The sequence below is a fragment of the Streptomyces sp. NPDC088157 genome, assembly GCF_044741545.1.
Taxonomy (GTDB): domain Bacteria; phylum Actinomycetota; class Actinomycetes; order Streptomycetales; family Streptomycetaceae; genus Streptomyces.
Map to the genome: position 1 here is coordinate 133,948 of NZ_JBIUSU010000007.1, position 18,500 is coordinate 152,447.

At 71.9% G+C, this 18,500-nt stretch carries 16 protein-coding genes and 1 tRNA gene; 12 read left to right on the forward strand and 5 right to left on the reverse strand.

Annotated features, from left to right (window positions below; all coding sequences use genetic code 11):
• Positions 1 to 144 precede the first annotated feature (144 nt).
• Both ACIPFH_RS27500 and ACIPFH_RS27505 read left to right on the forward strand, forming a co-directional pair.
• Positions 145 to 573: a DUF485 domain-containing protein gene (locus ACIPFH_RS27500; protein WP_401830427.1), complete on the forward strand. Its 429-nt coding sequence runs from the start codon at positions 145 to 147 to the stop codon at positions 571 to 573.
• Positions 570 to 2,180, forward strand: coding sequence for a cation acetate symporter (locus ACIPFH_RS27505; protein WP_401830430.1), 1,611 nt, complete (start codon positions 570 to 572; stop codon positions 2,178 to 2,180). Before ACIPFH_RS27500 ends, ACIPFH_RS27505 begins: the two co-directional genes overlap by 4 nt.
• A 57-nt stretch (positions 2,181 to 2,237) precedes the next feature.
• On the opposite strand, the gene ACIPFH_RS27510 is transcribed toward ACIPFH_RS27505, so the two are convergent.
• Positions 2,238 to 2,828: a TetR/AcrR family transcriptional regulator gene (locus ACIPFH_RS27510; RefSeq protein ID WP_401830432.1), complete on the reverse strand. Its 591-nt coding sequence runs from the start codon at positions 2,826 to 2,828 to the stop codon at positions 2,238 to 2,240.
• A 325-nt stretch (positions 2,829 to 3,153) separates the two neighbouring features.
• Here ACIPFH_RS27510 and ACIPFH_RS27515 point away from each other — a divergent pair, with 325 nt between their 5' ends.
• Positions 3,154 to 4,173, forward strand: a complete 1,020-nt coding sequence (locus tag ACIPFH_RS27515; RefSeq protein WP_401830434.1) for an aldo/keto reductase — start codon at positions 3,154 to 3,156, stop codon at positions 4,171 to 4,173.
• A gap of 186 nt (positions 4,174 to 4,359) precedes the next feature.
• A complete protein-coding gene (locus ACIPFH_RS27520) occupies positions 4,360 to 5,241 on the forward strand; it encodes an LLM class flavin-dependent oxidoreductase (protein ID WP_401830436.1) in 882 nt (293 codons plus the stop codon).
• On the opposite strand, the gene ACIPFH_RS27525 is transcribed toward ACIPFH_RS27520, so the two are convergent.
• The 3 genes from ACIPFH_RS27525 to ACIPFH_RS27535 all read right to left on the reverse strand — a co-directional run bounded on the left by ACIPFH_RS27525 (position 5,216) and on the right by ACIPFH_RS27535 (position 10,323).
• On the reverse strand, positions 5,216 to 6,103 hold the full coding sequence (locus ACIPFH_RS27525; protein ID WP_401830438.1) for a cellulose-binding protein: 888 nt from the start codon (positions 6,101 to 6,103) through the stop codon (positions 5,216 to 5,218). The two genes, ACIPFH_RS27520 and ACIPFH_RS27525, sit on opposite strands and share 26 nt — an antisense overlap.
• 189 nt (positions 6,104 to 6,292) lie before the next feature.
• Complete coding sequence (locus tag ACIPFH_RS27530; RefSeq protein WP_401831126.1) at positions 6,293 to 9,307, reverse strand: SUKH-4 family immunity protein; 3,015 nt, start codon at positions 9,305 to 9,307, stop codon at positions 6,293 to 6,295.
• An 8-nt stretch (positions 9,308 to 9,315) separates the two neighbouring features.
• Complete coding sequence (locus tag ACIPFH_RS27535; protein WP_401830439.1) at positions 9,316 to 10,323, reverse strand: SMI1/KNR4 family protein; 1,008 nt, start codon at positions 10,321 to 10,323, stop codon at positions 9,316 to 9,318.
• Positions 10,324 to 10,628: 305 nt separating this feature from the next.
• On the opposite strand from ACIPFH_RS27535, the gene ACIPFH_RS27540 reads away from it, so the two are divergent.
• Together ACIPFH_RS27540 and ACIPFH_RS27545 are read left to right on the forward strand one after the other, a co-directional pair.
• On the forward strand, positions 10,629 to 11,228 hold the full coding sequence (locus tag ACIPFH_RS27540; protein WP_401830441.1) for a YwqJ-related putative deaminase: 600 nt from the start codon (positions 10,629 to 10,631) through the stop codon (positions 11,226 to 11,228).
• An 80-nt stretch (positions 11,229 to 11,308) separates the two neighbouring features.
• On the forward strand, positions 11,309 to 11,803 hold the full coding sequence (locus ACIPFH_RS27545) for an SUKH-3 domain-containing protein (protein ID WP_356255263.1): 495 nt from the start codon (positions 11,309 to 11,311) through the stop codon (positions 11,801 to 11,803).
• A gap of 55 nt (positions 11,804 to 11,858) precedes the next feature.
• On the opposite strand, the gene ACIPFH_RS27550 is transcribed toward ACIPFH_RS27545, so the two are convergent.
• On the reverse strand, positions 11,859 to 13,148 hold the full coding sequence (locus ACIPFH_RS27550; RefSeq protein WP_401830443.1) for a sensor histidine kinase: 1,290 nt from the start codon (positions 13,146 to 13,148) through the stop codon (positions 11,859 to 11,861).
• A 328-nt stretch (positions 13,149 to 13,476) separates the two neighbouring features.
• On the opposite strand from ACIPFH_RS27550, the gene ACIPFH_RS27555 reads away from it, so the two are divergent.
• The 6 genes from ACIPFH_RS27555 (at position 13,477) to ACIPFH_RS27580 (ending at position 18,342) form a co-directional block, all read left to right on the forward strand.
• Positions 13,477 to 13,551 (forward strand) — tRNA-Gln (locus tag ACIPFH_RS27555).
• 112 nt (positions 13,552 to 13,663) lie between these two features.
• Positions 13,664 to 15,112, forward strand: a complete 1,449-nt coding sequence (gene glmU, locus ACIPFH_RS27560) for a bifunctional UDP-N-acetylglucosamine diphosphorylase/glucosamine-1-phosphate N-acetyltransferase GlmU (RefSeq protein WP_401830445.1) — start codon at positions 13,664 to 13,666, stop codon at positions 15,110 to 15,112.
• A 134-nt stretch (positions 15,113 to 15,246) separates the two neighbouring features.
• Entirely contained in the window at positions 15,247 to 16,221 is a 975-nt protein-coding gene (locus ACIPFH_RS27565) for a ribose-phosphate diphosphokinase (RefSeq protein ID WP_356255253.1), read from the forward strand.
• 185 nt (positions 16,222 to 16,406) lie between these two features.
• The gene (locus ACIPFH_RS27570) at positions 16,407 to 16,991 is read left to right on the forward strand and encodes a 50S ribosomal protein L25/general stress protein Ctc (protein ID WP_401830448.1); all 585 of its coding nucleotides are present in this window, start codon (positions 16,407 to 16,409) and stop codon (positions 16,989 to 16,991) included.
• Positions 16,992 to 17,100: 109 nt separating this feature from the next.
• Positions 17,101 to 17,703, forward strand: coding sequence for an aminoacyl-tRNA hydrolase (gene pth, locus ACIPFH_RS27575; protein ID WP_356255247.1), 603 nt, complete (start codon positions 17,101 to 17,103; stop codon positions 17,701 to 17,703).
• A 42-nt stretch (positions 17,704 to 17,745) separates the two neighbouring features.
• Positions 17,746 to 18,342 (forward strand): hypothetical protein, encoded by a 597-nt coding sequence (locus tag ACIPFH_RS27580; protein ID WP_401830451.1) that lies wholly within the window; start codon positions 17,746 to 17,748, stop codon positions 18,340 to 18,342.
• Positions 18,343 to 18,500: the final 158 nt, after the last annotated feature.

The following is an 18,500-nucleotide window of genomic DNA, read 5'->3' on the forward strand; positions in this document are numbered from 1 at the left end:
GCAGTAAGCGCATACCGACCACTCAGTTTGGTGAAAACCCTTCGCAGTCGACGTACTCCCGAGTAACGTGCGTCCCTCGCGCCACCGCACCCCCCACTCCCTGCGGTCCGCCGCCACGGACCCGAGCCACGCAAGGAGCACGGGATGTCCCACGACCCGTCACGCCCCACCCCCACCTACCCATGGCAGCCGCCACCCGGGCCGCCCGAGCCGCCACGGCGCCGCCCGGCCGACCACACCCCGCTGGGCCGACACAGCGACCTGCGGGTCCTGCGCGGCGCCTACCGCCGCCAGCGGCGGGTGGCCACGCTCACCGCACTCGGCTACTTCGTCGTCTTCCTGGTCCTGTCGGCGTTCGCACCGTCCCTGATGGCCGGCACGGTCGCCACCGGACTCCCCGCGGGACTGCTGCTCGCCCTGATCCAGCTCCCGGTCACCCTGCTGGCGGTCGTCCTGTACGAGCGGACCGCCCGCCGCCAGGTGGACCCCCTCGCGGACCGCATCCGCAAGCTCTCCGAGATCGACGCGAAGCGGGACGCGCGCGAAAGCCGCCCCAAGGAGGCCGGACGATGACGGAGTTCACCGACGACGCGCAGACGATGTCGCTCGTGGCGTTCACCGCGATCGCCACCATCACGCTGCTGCTGTGCGTGATGACCGGACCCGACCGCGACGACCTCGACGAGTTCTACACCGGCTACCGCTCCCTCTCCCCACTGCGCAACGGCCTGGCCATCGCGGGGGACTACATCTCGGCGGCCACCGTCCTGGGCACCGGCGGCGTGATCGCCCTGTGCGGCTACGACGGTGTCGTCCTCGCCCTCAGCACGGCCCTCTCCCTGATGCTGCTGATGTTCCTGCTGGCCGAACCGCTGCGCAACGCGGGCCGGTTCACCATGGGCGACGCGCTGGCCCGCCGGATGCCGGGGCGCGCCGTGCGGGTCACGGCGTGCGCGGTGACGCTCGCCACGCTGCTGCCGATGATGCTCGTGCAGCTCGCCGGCACCGGCCAGCTCCTCGCCTTCATCCTCGGGTTCTCCGGCGCCTCGGTGAAGACGGGCTGTGTCATCTGCATGGGCGTGCTGATGATCAGCTACGCGGCGATCGGCGGCATGAAGGGCACCGCCCTCATCCAGATGATGAAGATCGTGATGCTGCTCGGTTCCGGCGCCGTCATCGCCGTGCTCGTCCTGTACCGCTTCGACTGGAACCCGGGCACCCTCTTCGACGCGGCGGCCGAGGGCAGCGGTGTCGGCGACGCCTTCCTGCACTCGGGGCTGGAGTTCGCCGACGGCCCCTTTCCCCGCGTCGACATGATCACCGCTCAGCTGTCGGTCGTCCTGGGCGGCGCCTGTCTGCCGCACATCACCATGCGCATGTACACCGCCTCCAGCGCCCGCCAGGTACGCCGGTCGATGTCCTGGGCGGTGTCCGGCGTCGCCCTGTTCGTGCTGGTCATGACGGTCGTCGGCTTCGGCGCGACGGCGATCGTCGGCCGCGCGGTGATCGCGCAGGCGGACCCGCAGGGCAACACCGCCTACCTGCTCGGCTCCCGGGCCGCCTTCGGCCGCGAGGTGTCCACGGCGGAGACCCTCCTCTTCACGGCGGTCACGACGGCGATCTTCCTCACCGTGCTCGCCTCGGTGGCCGGCATGATCCTCGCCTGCGCCAACTCCCTCGCCCACGACGTCTTCGCCGCACGCGACCCGAAGATGGCCCCGCGCCGCGAGATGCTCCTGGCCCGGCTGTCCGCGCTGGCCGTCGGGGTTCCGACGATCCTGCTCGCCGCCCAGGTCCAGCACCGCAGCCTCCAGCCCCTGGTCACCCTCTCCTTCTGCCTCGGCGCCTCGGCCCTCGCCCCCGCACTCGTCTACAGCCTCTTCTGGCGCCGCTACACCCGCACGGGCCTCCTCGCCACGCTCATCGGCGGCACCCTGTCCGTCCTGCTCCTCATGCCGGGCACGAATCTGGTCTCGGGCTCGCCCGTCTCCGCCTTCCCCGAGGCCGACTTCAACTGGTTCCCCTTCACCACCACGGGCATCGTCACCGTCCCCCTCGGCTTCGCCCTCGGCTGGCTGGGCACGGTCGTCTCGGGACGCCACAAGGCGGAGGAACAGCGCCGCCAGTACGAAGCGGTGGAGGGCTGGATCCTGGCAGGCGCGGTGCGCGGGGAGAAGTAGGGCGGGAGGAAGTCAGCGGGGCCGCGCGGGCGGCCCGCGCCGCCCGCCCGACGGCGGTCAGCGCGGCCGGCGCAGCCCCGCCACGAGAAGCCCGACCAGGCGGCGCGGGTCGTAGCGGGGATCGCTGTCCGCGCCGATGCAGAGGTTGCCGACGCCGCGCATGAGCTCGTAGGCCTGGAGATCGGACCGGATCTCACCGGAGGCGGCCGCGGCGTCGAGCAGTTGCGTGCACACGGGCACTAGGCGGTCGAGGAAGTAGGCGTGCAGCGCCTCGAAGCCCGCGTTGTCGGACTGGAGCACGGCGGCGAGCCCGTGCTTGGTGACCAGGAAGTCGACGAAGAGGTCGATCCACCGCCCCAGTGCGGCGTGCGGGGTCGGGCCCTCCGCCAGCAGGGCCGGCCCGGCCTCGGCGCAGGCGTCGACCTGGTGCCGGTAGACGGCGATGATGAGGTCCGCCCGCGTCGGGAAGTGACGGTAGATGGTGGCCGTCCCGACACCGGCCTCGGCCGCGATGTCGCGCACCGGCGCCTCCACGCCCGCCGTGACGAAGATCGCGGCGGCCGCGTCGAGCAGGTTCTCCTTGTTGCGCCGGGCGTCCGCCCGCTTGGGCCGGGCCGCGGGCCCCGCCCCCTGGTCGCCGTCGGTCATGGCGCCTCCTCCGCTGCTCGGCCTGCCACTGCCTGCCCAGCTGTCCGCCTGCTGCCTGTCTGCCTGCTGCCTGTCTGCACTGCCACCCGGCCGTCTGGCCGTCTGGCCGTCTGGCCGTCTGGCCGTCTGTTGCTAAACGGGACAACGTTCCGTATGTTCAAACGGGACAGTGTTCCGTTTGAACATCATGTCAGAGCGGCGGGCCGACGGCCATGCCAGGCCATGACACAGCCATGCCATGACACAGCCAGGCCGGACAGCGCAGCGCAGCGCATCACAAGGCAACGCCACCACCACACCCCATCCGCCATGGAGGAACAAACTCATGCAGTACCGCACCTTGGGCCGCACCGGTGTGCAGGTCAGCTCCCTCGCGCTCGGCGCGATGAACTTCGGCAGGATCGGGCGCACCACGCAGGACGAGGCCACCGCCCTCGTCGACGCCGCCCTCGAAGGCGGGATCAACCTCATCGACACCGCCGACATGTACGGCGACGGCGAGTCGGAGGAGATGGTCGGCAAGGCCATCGTCGGCCGGCGCGAAGACATCGTGCTGGCCACGAAGGCGGGCATGCCCATGGGCGACGAGCGCAATCACCGGGGCAGCTCGCGCCGCTGGCTGGTCACCGAACTGGACAACAGCCTGCGTCGGCTCGGCGTCGACCACGTCGATCTCTACCAGATCCACCGGTGGGACCCGAGCACCGGCGACGAGGAGACCCTGTCGGCGCTGACCGACCTGCAACGCGCCGGGAAGATCCGCTACTTCGGCTCCTCCACCTTCCCGGCCCACCGCATCGTGCAGGCCCAGTGGGCCGCCCGCGAGCATCACCTGAGCCGTTACGTCACCGAACAGCCCAGTTACTCGATCCTGCAACGCGGCATCGAGACCCATGTCCTTCCGGTGACCGAGCAGTACGGGCTCGGTGTCCTGGCGTGGAGCCCGCTGGCCTCGGGCTGGCTGTCGGGCGCGATCCGCGAGGGCCGGCCCATCACGACCAGCCGCTCCACGTTCATGCCGCAGCGCTTCGACACCGCCGTCCCCGCCAACCGGGCCCGGCTCGACGCCGTCGAGCACCTGGCCGCGGTCGCCGACGAGGCCGGGCTGACGATGATCCAGCTCGCGCTCGGGTTCGTGACCGCGCACCCCGCCGTGACCAGCGCGCTCATCGGCCCCCGGACACCGGACCACCTGCGCGCGCAGCTCGCCGCCGCGGACACCGTGCTCTCCGCCGACGTGCTGGACGCGATCGACGCGGTCGTCACCCCGGGCACCGACCTGGCCCCGCACGAGAAGTTCGACACGCCGCCGGCGCTGCTGGACCCGTCACTGCGACGCCGCTGACCGCCCGGGACAGACCCTCACGGAACTCGGCGACTCCACCGACTCGGCGACCGCACCGACTGAGCGGCTTCACCGAGCTCACCCGACTCATCGGACTCACCGAGCTCACCGAGCTCACCCACCGAACCCACCGAACCCACCGAACCCACCGAACCCACCGAACCCACCGAAAGGAGCAACGGCTTCATGTCATCCGCACCCGGGACCAGTTTCGGGATCATGACGGCCCCCATGCAGGTCGACTACCACGACGTCTTACGGGTCTGGCACGAGGCGGACGCGATCCCGCAGATCGAGCACGCCTGGCTGTTCGATCACCTCATGCCGATCGGCGGTGACCCGGACGGACCGGCCCACGAGGGCTGGACGCTGCTCGCGGCGCTCGCCGCCCACACCCGACGCCTGCGGCTCGGCGTCATGGTGACCAGCAACCGCTTCCGACCGCCCGCGATGCTGGCCAAGATCGCCACGACCGTGGACATCGTCTCCGGTGGACGGCTCGACTTCGGCATCGGCGTCGGCTCACGCCCCGGCCATCCACTGGCCCGGCGCGAATACGAGGCGCACGGTCTGCCCTTCCACGACCCCGCGCACGCCGTGGAAAGCCTCGCCGAAGCCTGCACGGTGATCCGGCGGTTGTGGACCGAGGAGAAACCGTTCGACTTCCACGGCACCCACCACCGCCTCACCGGAGCGTTCGGCAACCCCAAACCCGTGCAGCGCCCTCACCCGCCGATCCTCATCGGCGGACGTTCGTCGGCGACCCTGCGCGTGGTCGCCGAACACGCCGACCTGTGGAACATCCCGGGCGGCGGCCTCGACGACGCCGTCCGGCGCAGCGCACTGCTGGACCGTTACTGCGCCGAGGCCGGTCGCGACCCCGCCTCGATCACCCGCTCGATGCATGTGTCCGTCTCCTACGACCGGCCCGACGTCACCCGGGACGCGATCGGCGGCGCGATCGACGCCGGCTTCCGGCACATCGTCCTCGGCCTGCCGGCGCCCTACCCGGCCGGCGCCGCACGGTGGGTCACCGACGAGCTCATTGCTCCACCGCGCGCCCCGTAAGCCCCGCCAGGCTTTCCTGTACCTGGTCCATGTGTGCCTTCACCTCGTCCGAGCGTTCGCTGTGTTTACGCAGCACCCGTTCCGTCTCCTGGGCGATGCGGTCTCCCCTGAGGCGAGCCTCGGCGACGATCTGGGCGGCACGCACGCGTGCCTCCTCGTCGCGCCGACGGGACAGCTCCCCGGCCTCGGCGACCTCCCTCTGCGCCTCGGCCACGGCCTCCTCGGCACGGGCCATCAACCGGGCATGGTGCGCGTCGAGGGCGGCGGCGCGCTCGACCTCCTCACGCTCCGCCGCGGCCCACTGCTCGGCCTGCTGCCTCTTCGGTTCGACGAGCAGGCCGGCAGTGGTCTGCCGCACCTCGCGCAGCGCCGCGAGCGCCTCGGCGCGGAACTCCTTCACCTTGCGCCGGGCGCCGACACGGATCCCGTGCGCCTCGGCACGCGCGGCGAGCAGTCGCCGATGGGCGTATTCCTTGGCCTCCGTGCGGATCGCGTCCGCCTGTTCCTGTGCCACCCTGCGCACGGCGACAGCCCGCGCCTCGGCTTGCGCGACCTGCTCCTGCGCTTCGTGCCGGGCGTGCTCGCGCACCTCCGCCGCCTCTTCCTGCACGAGCTCGAAAACGCGCCGTGCGCGCTCCCCGAGGGCGCCGTACGCCTGCGGCGCGATCCCTTTCACGGCCTCACGCAACCGCTCGGCCTCCACCGCCATCTCCTTGGCGAGCACGGTGAGCCGGGCCACCCTCTCCCAGGCGGCGTCGCGTTCGGCGGAGAGCGAGGCGGTATACGTCTCGACCTCTTTGGGCCGATAGCCGCGCCCGAGAACGGTCACGAACCCCGGCGGTGACACCCGTGCACTGCTCATCCTGTAGCCCCTCTCCACCAGACAGACGCGAAATGATGACTTCGGGCATATCTTGATGTATCGGGCTTAAGTGTTCATAAAGCGACACTCCGGGCGCACGTCACGGGCACTTGAGTACACAAAAGGCCGGGCCCGGTCATACAAACCCGGCCCGGCCTCGACACACAGGGTGTCAGCGTGGCAAACGTGTCACAGCAGTCCGTCCCACATCTGCTCCAGCAGCACCGACCACCAGCTCTCGGGCGAACCGAGCGCCGCCGGGTCGAGCGAGGCCAACTGGGCCTGGAAGTCGACGGTCCAGCGACCCGCCTGTTCCTGGTTCAGACCGAACCGCAGTCGCCACATCCGCCCGAGCAACGCCAGGCAGCGCGCGAACTCCGGCAGTCCGGTGTTCACGAACTGCGGCGGTACGGGCGCACCGCCCGGCCCCGCCTCCACGGGCACGGCGACGATGTTCGCCGTCCCGTACTGCACACAGATCGCCTTGCCGAAGTCGGTGCCCATGACGAGGTAGGAGCCCGCGTCCGACGCCGGCTGCACACCCCGCTCGGCCGCCAGCTCCGCCAGCGTCGGCACCGGCCTGCCCGGCTGGGCCTGCGCCCAGAAGAACGGCCCCATGTCCGCGGGCAGACCCGCCACCACCAGCATGTGCGCCACGACCGGCGGCACTCCCTGCCGGGACACCGCGGCCTGCTCGAAGCGGAACACCGCCGGCCCGAACACCGCCGCCAGTTCCTGCCCGATCGCCTCCGGCGGGATCGGCGGCGCCGCCTGGACCGGCGGCAACGGCGCACGAACGGGCGCCGGACGCGCCGGCCCGTCCGCCACCTGGTGCAACTCGCCCTGGTGCGCCAGCAACTGCTGCATGCCCTGCTGCCGGCTCGCGTGATCCGTGCCGTACGCCGCGATGCTCGTGATCCGCGCCTGCGGCCACTGCTCCCGGATCATCCGCGCGCAGTACGCGCCCGGCAGCTCGCACGACTCCAGCTCCGTGTGCAGCTCCAGCACCTGGTCCGGCGGCACGTTCATCGCCCGCAGCTCGTGGAAGATCTGCCACTCCGGGTGCGGCGTCCCCGGCGCCGAACGCCGGATCAGCTGCTGCTCCGAGCCGTCCTGCGCGCGGAACCGCAGCACGGCCTGGTAGCCGGGGCCCACCGTCGGCAGCCCCTGCTGCTGCGGATACCCGTACGCGGGCGGCTGCCCCGGCACCGGCCCACCGGGAGGCGGCATCGGAGGCTGGGGAGCACCCGGAGCCATCCCGGGGCCGGCCGGAGCCATGCCCGGGGCACCGGGGAAACCGGGAGGCGCGACGCCGGGCGCACCGGGAGCGCTCGGGAAACCGGGACCGCCGGGGCCGCCCTGGTAGCCGGGGCCACCGGGAGCACCAGGGGCCTGCGGCGGTGGAGGCGCGCCGGGGCCACCCGCAGGGGGCCCGGCCAACATGGTCTGGGCGTGGTGAACGGCACCCTGCCCGCCCCCACCCGGGCCCTGCGCGCCAGGCCCGCCAGGCCCGCCCTGGGCACCCGGAAAGCCGGGAGCACCAGGAGCCTGAGGTGCACCGGGGCCACCCGGAGCACCGGGAGCGCCCGGACCACCGGGCACATGGGGCCCACCCGGAACTCCCGGAGCCCCATGGGCACCCGGAGCGCCCGGAGACTGCGGCGCACCCGGCCCCATCCGACCGGGGTCGGCAAGCATCGTCGCGGCATGGTGAACGCCACCGGGAGGCGTACCGCCGGGCGCGTTCGGCCCACCGGGAGCACCGGGAGCACCGGGAGGCTGCGGCGCGCCCCCCGCGCCCGGTCCGGCCGGACCCGCCGGACCCGCGAGTCCGTCGGGGCCCAGGGCCGACACGAGCTGCGTGGGCACGTAACCGCCCGCCGGAGCACCGGGCGCACCCGGGCCGGAAGGCGGCGGCGGGGGAGTGTTCCCCGGCCGCGCACCCGGCGTTCCCGGCGCACCCGGCGGAGGCGGCGGCTGCGCCCCTCCGCTCCGGTTGCGACGCGGAGGCGGCGCCGCCTTGCTGGTCGCGGCGTCGGCGATGTCACCGGCGTTCGGCGCGAGCGGTCGCGCCGGCGCACCCGGACCGGCCGGCGGCGGCGGAGCCCCCGCACCCTGCGGATAGCCGTAGGAGGACCCGCCGGGCGGGGGCGGCGTACCCGGGCCACCGGGCGCGCCCGGCCCCTGCGGATAGCCGTACGACGAACCGGCCGGACCGGACGAAGCGCCCGGGCCACCCGGGCCGGACGGCGGAGAAGCCGCGGGAGTGGGAGAAGCCGCCGGGGGCGGAGTGTTCCCCGCCGCACCACCCGGCGCCGGAGCGTCGAGCGCGGGCGAGACCGCCGTCGGCGGGAGCCGGCTGCCGCCCGAGATCAGCGCCGTCTTGGCGTCAGGCGCGGTCGTCGGCGGCGCCGCCTCGTCGTCGGAGCCGCTCAGCGGCGGGGCGAACACGGTCGCGGGCAGCGGCACGGAACGATCGTCACCGGCGTCGGCATTGGTGTCCGTCCCGGCCCACGGCGTCGCCCCGACGGGGGCGGCAGGAGCCGTCGGCCTGCCGGTACCCGGCGCCGGCCGGGCACCCGGGCCCGTGGGCACCCCCGCCTGCGTCTCGGGCAGGCCACTCCCCGGCACGCCACCCTGGGTACGGGGAAGCGAGGGACCACCACCCCCGGGCACACCACCGGCAGAGACGCTCGAACCCGACGCCGGACCCGACGCCGGACCCGACGCCGCGCCGGACCCCGGACCCGTCCCGATCCGCGACCCCGCACCCGATCCCGCCCCCGCGGACGCCTCGCCGTTCCCCGGATCGGCTCCCCGCCGATCCGCGACCCCCAACCTGTCCGCCGCCTCCTGCAACCACTCCGGCGGCGACAACAGGAACGACGTCTGGTTCAGATCCACCCGCGCCGCGGGTGCCGGCACCGCGTCGGCGGGGGTGTCCGGACGGCCGTACTCCTCCTCGTACCGGCGGATCACCTCACCCACCGGCACCGCCGGCCACAACGTGGCCTCCCCGCTGTCCCGGGCGATCACCAACCGCTGCGCGCCCCCGTCCGAACGGGGCCCCTCGGCACGGTCCTCGGCCCACACCACGAACCCGAGCTCGAACTCCCGCACCCGCACCTCACGGTGCTGGTACGCCGGCATGTCCCCGTTGATCCACTCTTCGGCGCGCTCCTGCGCCTGCGCGAACGTCACCATCGTCCAGCTCACTCCCCCACCGAAGACGCCGAAGACGCCGCGGCCGCCGGCACCGCGCGTGCGAACCCGCCGTCCACCATCAGATTCGCCACCGTCTCCAGCTCCGGCGGATTACCGGCCAGCCTCGACAGGAAGGCGTCGAAGTCCTCGCCGCACGGCAGCAACAACCGCTCCATGCGCTCCGCGGGCGACCACCCCGGATCCACGTCCCGCACATCGTCGTAGGCGCAGAACCACACCGAACCGACCCGCTCGCCGCGCACCTTCACGGCCAGCAGCCCGCCCTGCACGAACCCGACGCCCAGATAATCCTTCGTCAGATGGTCGCGCAGGCACTTGTTCACGTAGACCAGGTCGTTGACCGCGGCCTCGTCCCGCACCGTGAAGAACGGCTGGTCGACCAGCAGCCCCAGTTCCGCGTCCAGCGCCGCGCCCACCGGCGCACAACCGCCCGCCGCCTTCACGAACGACCGGTACGCCCCCGGCAGCCGGTACCCCAGGTCCTCCTCGACCCCCTGGACCTGCTGTTCCGTCACCGCCACGCCCGACTTCGGCAGCCCGAAGTGGGCCGGACGCGTCTCCTGCAACGGCCGCGTCCCCCGCTTCGACTGGTCCACCACCGCCGACGACACCCCACCGTGATGCCGCAGCAACGCCTTCACCTCGACCGGAACCAGCTCCAGCCGCCGCGAGCCCACCACGTGGTGCCACGTCCAGCCGTGCGGCGTCGCCACACTCGGCACGGTGTCCCACAACGCGTGCCCCGAAGCCGCCAGGACCGCGTTCGCGGACACGTAGTCCGTGAGCCGCAGTTCGTCGACGCCGAAGCCCTCCGGCGGATCCGCGATCTCCGCGGCGGCCCGCGCATACGGCGAGAAGTCCGGGTAGCCCCGCTCGTCCATCCGAACGCCCCTCGGGTGCCGTGCCGCCCGGACCGGATCCGGGAAATGCACGACCTGCCCGGCATAGGCCGCGTTCGGCGGCGCGGCTTGCTGCCCGAGCCGACCTGTCGTCATGGCGGTTGCCCCCTGCGGCACTCTGTACGGCCCGCAGCGGCCGGTTCCGCTTCCGGATCCACCCACCACGCCCCGTATCGACTGTCTCCAACAATCTCCAACGCGCGTCAACCGCGCGCCGACGGTGCCGACAGCCTATGCGGTACGACGACGGCGGTCACCGGGCCTCCGCTTCCGTGACCAGCCGTCACCCCGCCGTGACTGCCCGCCCAAACCCGGGCGTGTCGCACCGCCCCAGCTTCCGCACCCGCCACGCCATTTGGCACTCTGTGACGTCCGGGGGGATGCACGGAGGGGAAACGATCATGAACGCGACACAGACGGGGTCACACACCGGCAGGTCGGACAACCTGCGCACCGGCAACACGGCGGCCCACGACACCGGCCGGACCGGCGATCCGCGGACCGGTCCGTACACCGGTCCGTCCGGCGACCCTCGCATCGGCTGGTCCGCCAACGAGACCCCCCACGCCCCGGTCCTCCGCCACCGCCGCGACGGCATACTCCCCACCGTCGCCGCCGCCCTCTCCGTCCGCGGCGCCACCCTCACCAGCACCGCCGCACGCGGCGACCAGGCCCCGCCGCTGCACCCCCTCGTCCAGGACTTCCTCGACACCCTCACCAGCGCCCAGCGCGACCGCTTCACGGGCCGCTGCGCCGAGGCGCTTCTCATCTCCCGCCATCTCACCGCCGCCGACGCCGCCCGCAGCAGACGCGCCGCCCGCCGCCCCATGACCAACGGCGAAGCCCGCAAAACCCTCAGACAGGCCAAACTCACCACCCGCCGCATCCGCGAGGACGGCGACCCGCTGCACGGCAGCTTCGCCACCCCCTGCCGCGCCTGCACCGCCCTCAGCGCCCACTTCGGCGTCCGCGTCGTCGACCCGTCGACCGCAGACGACTGACCCCCACCCCACCCTCCGCACAGGACGGCACAACGGCCCCACCGGGGCCCGGCACCACCTGCTCGACGAACGAAGGGCCGATGCACCCCGACCGCACCTCCACCACCCGCTTCCCCGTCCCCGTCGACGCCGCCCTGCGCGCCGCCGGCTGGCAACCCGGACGCTGGGACATCAAGCAGGCCGAGATCTGGGCCGACACCCTCCGGGAATACACCTCCCCCGCCGGCCACCGCCACGCCGTGTTCCCCGCCGCCGTCGAAGCCTGGGCCGAATTCGGCGGCCTCACGATCACCCCCACCGGCCCCGGCCGCCAGGTCGCCCCCACCACCCTGCACCTCGACCCCCTCCACGGCCTCCACCTCGCCCGCACCCTCGCCGACCTCGGCCGAGCCCTCGACACCGACGTCGCCCCGCTCGGCACCGAGACCGACACCCAGGGCCTCCTCGCCATCGACGCCGAAGGCCGCGTCTACGCCCTCGACCACACCGGCGACTGGTACCTCGGCCCCGACATCGACCAGGCCCTCGGCGCCCTCACCGCCGGCATCGAACCCGTCCGCCTCGCCGCCGGCTGACCGGCCACAGAGCCCCACCCCCGAACCCCAGCCCCAGCCCCCACCCCTCCAGTGCCTACGACGCCGGAATGACCGCCGACACCCGGAAACCCCCCGCTTCGGTCGGCCCCGACACGAACACCCCGCCCAGCGCCACCACCCGTTCCTTCATCCCCACCAGCCCGTTGCCCCCCGACGGCAGCCCCGCCGACAGCACCGACCCCACCTCCGGCGGCGCCCCGTTCTCCACCTGCATCGCGATCTCCCCCACCCGATGCGCCAGCCGCACATGCGTCTTCGCGCCCCCCGCGTGCTTGTGCACGTTCGTCAGCGCCTCCTGCACCACCCGGTACGCCGTCTGCTCCACATCCGGCGCATACGACCGCGCTTCCCCCTCCACCAGCAGCTCCACCACCATCCCCGCAGCCGCCGACTGGCCCACCAACTCCTCCAGCTCCGACAGACACGGCCCCTCGCCCTCCTCCACCACCACGGCCGCGGCCACTCCCACCGCCACCAACGGCGCCGGGACCGCCCGCTCCCCCGCGCCGCCACTGCGCAGCACTCCGAGCATCTCCCGCAGCTCGGTCAACGCCTGTCGGCCCATGTCCCCCACCAGCGCCGCGTTGCGCACCGCCTTCTCGGGATCCTTTCGCGCGACGGCCTGCAACGCCGCGGCATGGACGACCATCAGACTCACCCGGTGCGCGACCACGTCATGCATCTCCCGCGCGATGCGGGTCCGTTCCTCGCCACGCGCCCATTCCGCCCGCTCCTCCGCCCGCTCCGCGAGCAGCTGCAACTCCCGCTCGAGGCTGTCCGCCCGCTCCCGCAGGCTCTCCATGAGCCGCCGCCGGGCGCCGACGTACAACCCGAGCAGCAGCGGTGGCGCGGTGAGCCCCAGCGAGGTCGTGATGGCGGCGAACGGGATGAACCAGTCGCCGATGGTCAGCCGGCCCTGGTCCATGCTCTGGCGCACCCGCACGAACGTCACGATCAGCGTGCCCACCAACTGCATCCCCGCGAGCGAGGCGATGATCCGCCGGGGCAGCTCCGAGGCGGCCAGCGTGTACAGCCCCACGATGCCCATCAGGTAACCCATCTGGGCCGGCGTGATCGCGATCGCCACCAGCACCACGGCGATGGGCCACTTCCGCCGCACCACCAGCACCGAACCGGCGAGCAGCCCGAACACCACCCCCGCCGCCACCGGGATCCCGGCGTCCCGCGCGAACGGAACACCCTCCACCGCGCACTCCACGGCGGACACGAACCCCAGGCTCCAGTCGAACGCCGCGCTCCGCCGTCTGGCCCACCACAGCGGCCCTCCCCGGGCCGCCGTGTCCTCTTCCCCCGTCGTGGTCATGCCCCCAGCCTACGGGCGCGACCCCCGGCTTTTCCGGCGAGTTTCACCGACCGGCCCACACCACACTCCGTAACCGAACAGCATCGAAACCCACCGGTATCCCTCGAACTGCCGAACCACGCCCGTTCGAGTCCGGAACCGTGCATTCCGCCCGCGCTCCCGGCACGGCGGAAGGAGTCCGTCAACCTCGGCGAGGGCCACCACGATTGCCTCCGGGAGCCGCACCCCGGAGCACCGGCCTACACCGTCGCATCGGGGGCTGGTGGTACGGCATAGTAGAAGGCGCCACTCGGCGGCCGGGTCAATTGTCCGGTTCAGTCGGGATCATTCCCCTGTGGTGTAATTGGCAGCACTGTGGCTTTTGGTGCCATATGTCCGGGTTCGAGTCCTGGCGGGGGAGCCATACACGATTCGGGCCCTGACAGCACTGTCGGGGCCCACTCTCATGTCCCCCCGGAAACGCCCCGGTATCCTTCGGATGTCCCACCCCACTCCACAGCCGAAGGGCAACTTCCGTGAGCGCCAATCGCCCGGCAGCCGTCGTCGTTCTCGCAGCGGGTGAGGGCACCCGTATGAAGTCGGCCATACCGAAGGTCCTGCACGAGATCAGCGGCCGCTCACTCGTGGGCCATGTGCTGGCCGCGGCCCGTGAGTTGGACCCCGAGAACCTGGTCGTCGTCGTAGGGCACGCGCGCGAGAAGGTCACCGCGCATCTGAACGAGGTCGACCCGCAGGCGCGTACCGCCGTGCAGGAGGAGCAGAACGGCACCGGGCACGCCGTCCGGATGGGGCTGGAGCAGCTCGGTGGCGGTGTCGACGGGACGGTGGTCGTCGTCTGCGGTGACACCCCGCTGCTCACCGGCGCGACCCTCGCGGAGCTCGCCGCCACCCACCACGCGGACGGCAACGCCGTCACCGTGCTGACCGCCGAGGTGCCGGACGCGACCGGCTACGGGCGGATCGTGCGCGACGACGCCTCGGGCGCCGTCACCGCCATCGTCGAGCACAAGGACGCCTCCGCGGCGGTGCTGGCGATCCGCGAGATCAACTCCGGGGTGTTCGCGTTCGACGGGCAGCTGCTGGCCGACGCCCTGAAGAAGGTCCGTACGGACAACAGCCAGGGCGAGGAGTACCTCACCGACGTCCTCGGGATCCTGCGGGAGGCCGGTCACCGGGTCGGCGCGTCCGTCGCCGCCGATCACCGGGAGATCGCCGGGATCAACAACCGGGTGCAGCTGAGCGAGGCCCGTCGGATCCTCAACGACCGGCTGCTGACCGCCGCGATGCTGTCGGGGGTGACCGTCATCGACCCGGCGACGACCTGGGTCGACGTCACCGTCACGTTCGAGCAGGACGCGGTCGTGCATCCGGGTACGCAGCTGCTCGGCGCGACCCACCTCGGCGAGGGCGCCGAGGTCGGCCCGAACAGCCGGCTGAAGGACACGGTGGTCGGCGCGGGAGCGCGGGTGATCAACACGGTGTCCGACGGCGCCCGCATCGGCGCGGACGCGTCCGTGGGGCCGTACGCGTATCTCCGTCCCGGCACGCGGCTGGGGGCGAAGGGCAAGATCGGCACGTACGTGGAGACCAAGAACGCCTCCATCGGCGAGGGGACGAAGATCCCTCACCTCTCCTACGTGGGCGACGCGACGATCGGTGAGTTCAGCAACATCGGCGCGGCGAGCGTGTTCGTGAACTACGACGGGCAGGACAAGCACCACACCACGATCGGCTCGCACTGCCGTACGGGTTCGGACAACATGTTTGTGGCTCCCGTCACGGTCGGGGACGGCGCGTACACCGCCGCCGGGTCCGTGATCACGAAGGACGTGCCGCCCGGCTCGCTGGCCGTGGCCCGTGGTCAGCAGCGGAATATCGAGGGTTGGGTGGCCCGCAAGCGTCCGGGCAGCGCGGCGGCGAAGGCGGCCGAGACGGCCTCCCGCCAGGCCGAAAGCGAAAGCTGACCGGAAACGGGCACGTCGAACACGGCGTACCGTGATAAGTGCACACCCGCACCCCACCAGCTGAGACGGCCCCGTCGCGCCCAGCGGCGAGGTTTCTCGACACCCAGCTGAGACACCTCTGAGGAGACAGTGCTGTGACCGGGATCAAGACGACCGGCGAGAAGAAGATGATGTTCTTCTCCGGCCGCGCCCACCCCGAGCTTGCCGAGGAGGTCGCCCACCAGCTGGGGGTCGAGGTCGTCCCGACCAAGGCCTTCGATTTCGCCAACGGCGAGATCTACGTGCGCTACCAGGAGTCGGCGCGCGGTGCGGACTGCTTCCTGATCCAGAGCCACACGGCTCCGATCAACAAGTGGATCATGGAGCAGCTGATCATGATCGACGCGCTGAAGCGCGCGTCGGCGCGTTCGATCACCGTGATCGTGCCGTTCTACGGCTACGCCCGCCAGGACAAGAAGCACCGCGGTCGGGAGCCGATCTCGGCCCGTCTGATCGCGGACATGATGAAGACGGCCGGCGCGCACCGGATCCTGACCGTCGATCTCCACACGGACCAGATCCAGGGCTTCTTCGACGGCCCGGTGGACCACCTCTTCGCGCTACCACTGCTCGCCGACTACGTGGGCAGCAAGGTGGACCGCGAGAAGCTGACCGTCGTGTCGCCGGACGCGGGCCGGGTGCGCGTGGCGGACCGCTGGTGCGACCGGCTGGGCGCGCCGCTGGCGATCGTGCACAAGCGGCGCGACAAGGACGTGGCGAACCAGGTGACCGTCCACGAGGTCGTGGGTGAGGTCAAGGGCCGCGTCTGTGTCCTCGTCGACGACATGATCGACACGGGTGGCACGATCTGCGCCGCCGCCGACGCGCTGTTCGCGCACGGTGCGGAGGATGTCATCGTGACGGCGACGCACGGCGTGCTGTCGGGTCCGGCGGCCGATCGCCTGAAGAACTCCAAGGTGAGCGAGTTCATCTTCACCAACACCCTGCCGACGCCGGGTGAGCTGGAGGTCGACAAGATCACGGTGCTGTCGATCGCGCCGACCATCGCGAACGCGGTGCGTGAGGTGTTCGAGGACGGTTCGGTGACGAGCCTCTTCGACGAGCAGTGACGGTTCTCCTCTAGATCGATTTCCTGTACGGCCTTCCCGCTGCGTAAACTGCTCCAGTTGCTCGGCGAGGGAGGCCGTACACGTGTTCCGCGCGTGTGCCGGTGGTCCGTTATCGACGCGCTCTTCGTAGCAGGCCGATGGTTTGGCCGGGTGACCACCTTTCCCCAGTTCTACGAGGAGTGAACATGGCCGAGGTCAAGCTCGCAGCCGAGACCCGTACCGAGTTCGGCAAGGGCGCCGCCCGCCGTATCCGTCGTGCCTCCAAGGTCCCCGCCGTGGTCTACGGCCACGGTGCCGACCCGGTGCACATCACGCTGCCGGGCCACGAGCTCCAGCTCGCCCTGCGCACCCCGAACGTCCTGCTCAGCCTGGACATCGAAGGCAAGACCCAGCTGGCCATCCCGAAGGCCGTGCAGCGCGACGCGATCAAGGGCTTCCTGGACCACGTCGACCTCCTGCTCGTGACGCGCGGCGAGAAGGTCAACGTCGAGGTCTACGTCCACACCGAGGGCGACCTGGCCCCGGGCGCCTACCTGCTCGAGCACGTGCTGAGCACGCTGACGGTCGAGGCCGAGGCCACTCACATCCCCGAGTCGGTCACCGTCTCCATCGAGGGCCTGGCGGCCGGTGCCGCCATCCTCGCGAAGGACATCCCGCTGCCCGAGGGCACCACGCTGGCGATCGACGAGGACGCGGTCGTCCTCCAGGTCCTGGCCGCCCAGGCGGAGGAGGCCCCGGCGGACGCCGAGGCCGAGGCCACCGAGGCCTGATCCCCGAAGTCCCATCCCGTCGGCCGCCGCTTCCTCCGGGGAGCGGCGGCCTGCGTGTAGTGCCTGCCGGAAGTCCCAGCGAGCAGTCCCACCGTGGAGTCAAGGAGACATGGACGTGACGACCGATGCCAGTGCCCCCTGGCTGATCGCGGGTCTGGGCAATCCCGGTCCCGAGTACGCCATGAACCGGCACAACGTCGGTTTCATGGTGGCGGACCTGCTGGCCGAGCGGATCGGCGGGAGGTTCAAGCGGGCGGGCAAGGCGCAGGCCCAGGTCGTCGAGGGGCGGCTGGGCCCGCCGGGTACGGGGAGCCGGCGGGTGGTGCTGGTGAAGCCGATGTCGTTCATGAACGTCTCGGGTGGTCCGGTGAACGCGTTGCGGGACTTCTACAAGGTGCCGGTGGCGAACATCGTCGCGGTGCACGACGAGCTGGACATCGACTACGGCGTGCTGCGGTTGAAGCTCGGCGGTGGCGACAACGGCCACAACGGTCTGAAGTCGATGACGAAGGTGATGGGCGCGGACTACCACCGGGTGCGGTTCGGGATCGGTCGGCCGCCGGGGCGGATGCAGGTGGCGGACTTCGTGCTGAAGGACTTCTCCTCGGCCGAGCGCAAGGAGCTGGACTACTTCGTGGACCGCGCGGCGGACGCGGTGGAGGGCCTGGTGCTGGACGGCCTGGAGCGGGCGCAAAGCACGTACAACTCCTGACTTGTCACCCACCGAGGTTGACGTGTCGTTCAGGCATGGCCAATGATCCCCGCCATGCCTGCCACAGCAGCCCCGTCCCACCGCCGTCGGGCTCACTCCCGTAAGGGCTCGGCCAAGAGCTCTGCCAAGAGCTCGGTCAGAGGCTCGGGACCGGGCTCGGGCTCGGCCAAGGGCTCGGTCTCGGCGGCCGCGTTGCGGTTCGGGCGGGTCGCGGCCATGAGTGTGATCGCCGTGCTGATCCTGGTCGCGGGGGTGTGGGGTTCCTGGGGTTCCGCGCAGCACGTGATGCTGACGAAGGGCCGGGAGCAGGGCACCGTCGAGGTGACGCGGTGCGGTGAGGACACCTGTGCGGGGCCCTACACGCCGTTGTCAGCGGGGTCGACGGCACGCGCGCGCGTGGTGATCGAGAAGTCGGTGGCGGTCCGCAAGGGCGGGATCTACACCGTGGTGATCAAGCCGGGCAGTGACGAGGTGGTGCGGTCGGGTCCGGCCGGGGTCCTCTACGCGTGGGTACCGTTGGGTGGTGCGCTGTTGCTGGCGTCGGTGGTCGTCGCGGGTGGCCTGGGACGGGTGCGGGTGGGCTGGGTGCTGGCGGGTTCGGGGGTCGCGTTGCTGACGGCGACGTTCCTGGCCGTGTGAGCGGGCGGTGAGCGGGCGGTGTGGAACGCCTGCCGACGCGCGGTGTCCGTGACGAAGGGGTGGGGCCCCCGGGGGGGGGGCCCCCCGGGGGGGCCCCCCGCGGGGCCGGGGCGGGGGGGGGGGGGGGGGGCGGGGGGGGGGGGGGCCGCGGGGCGGCC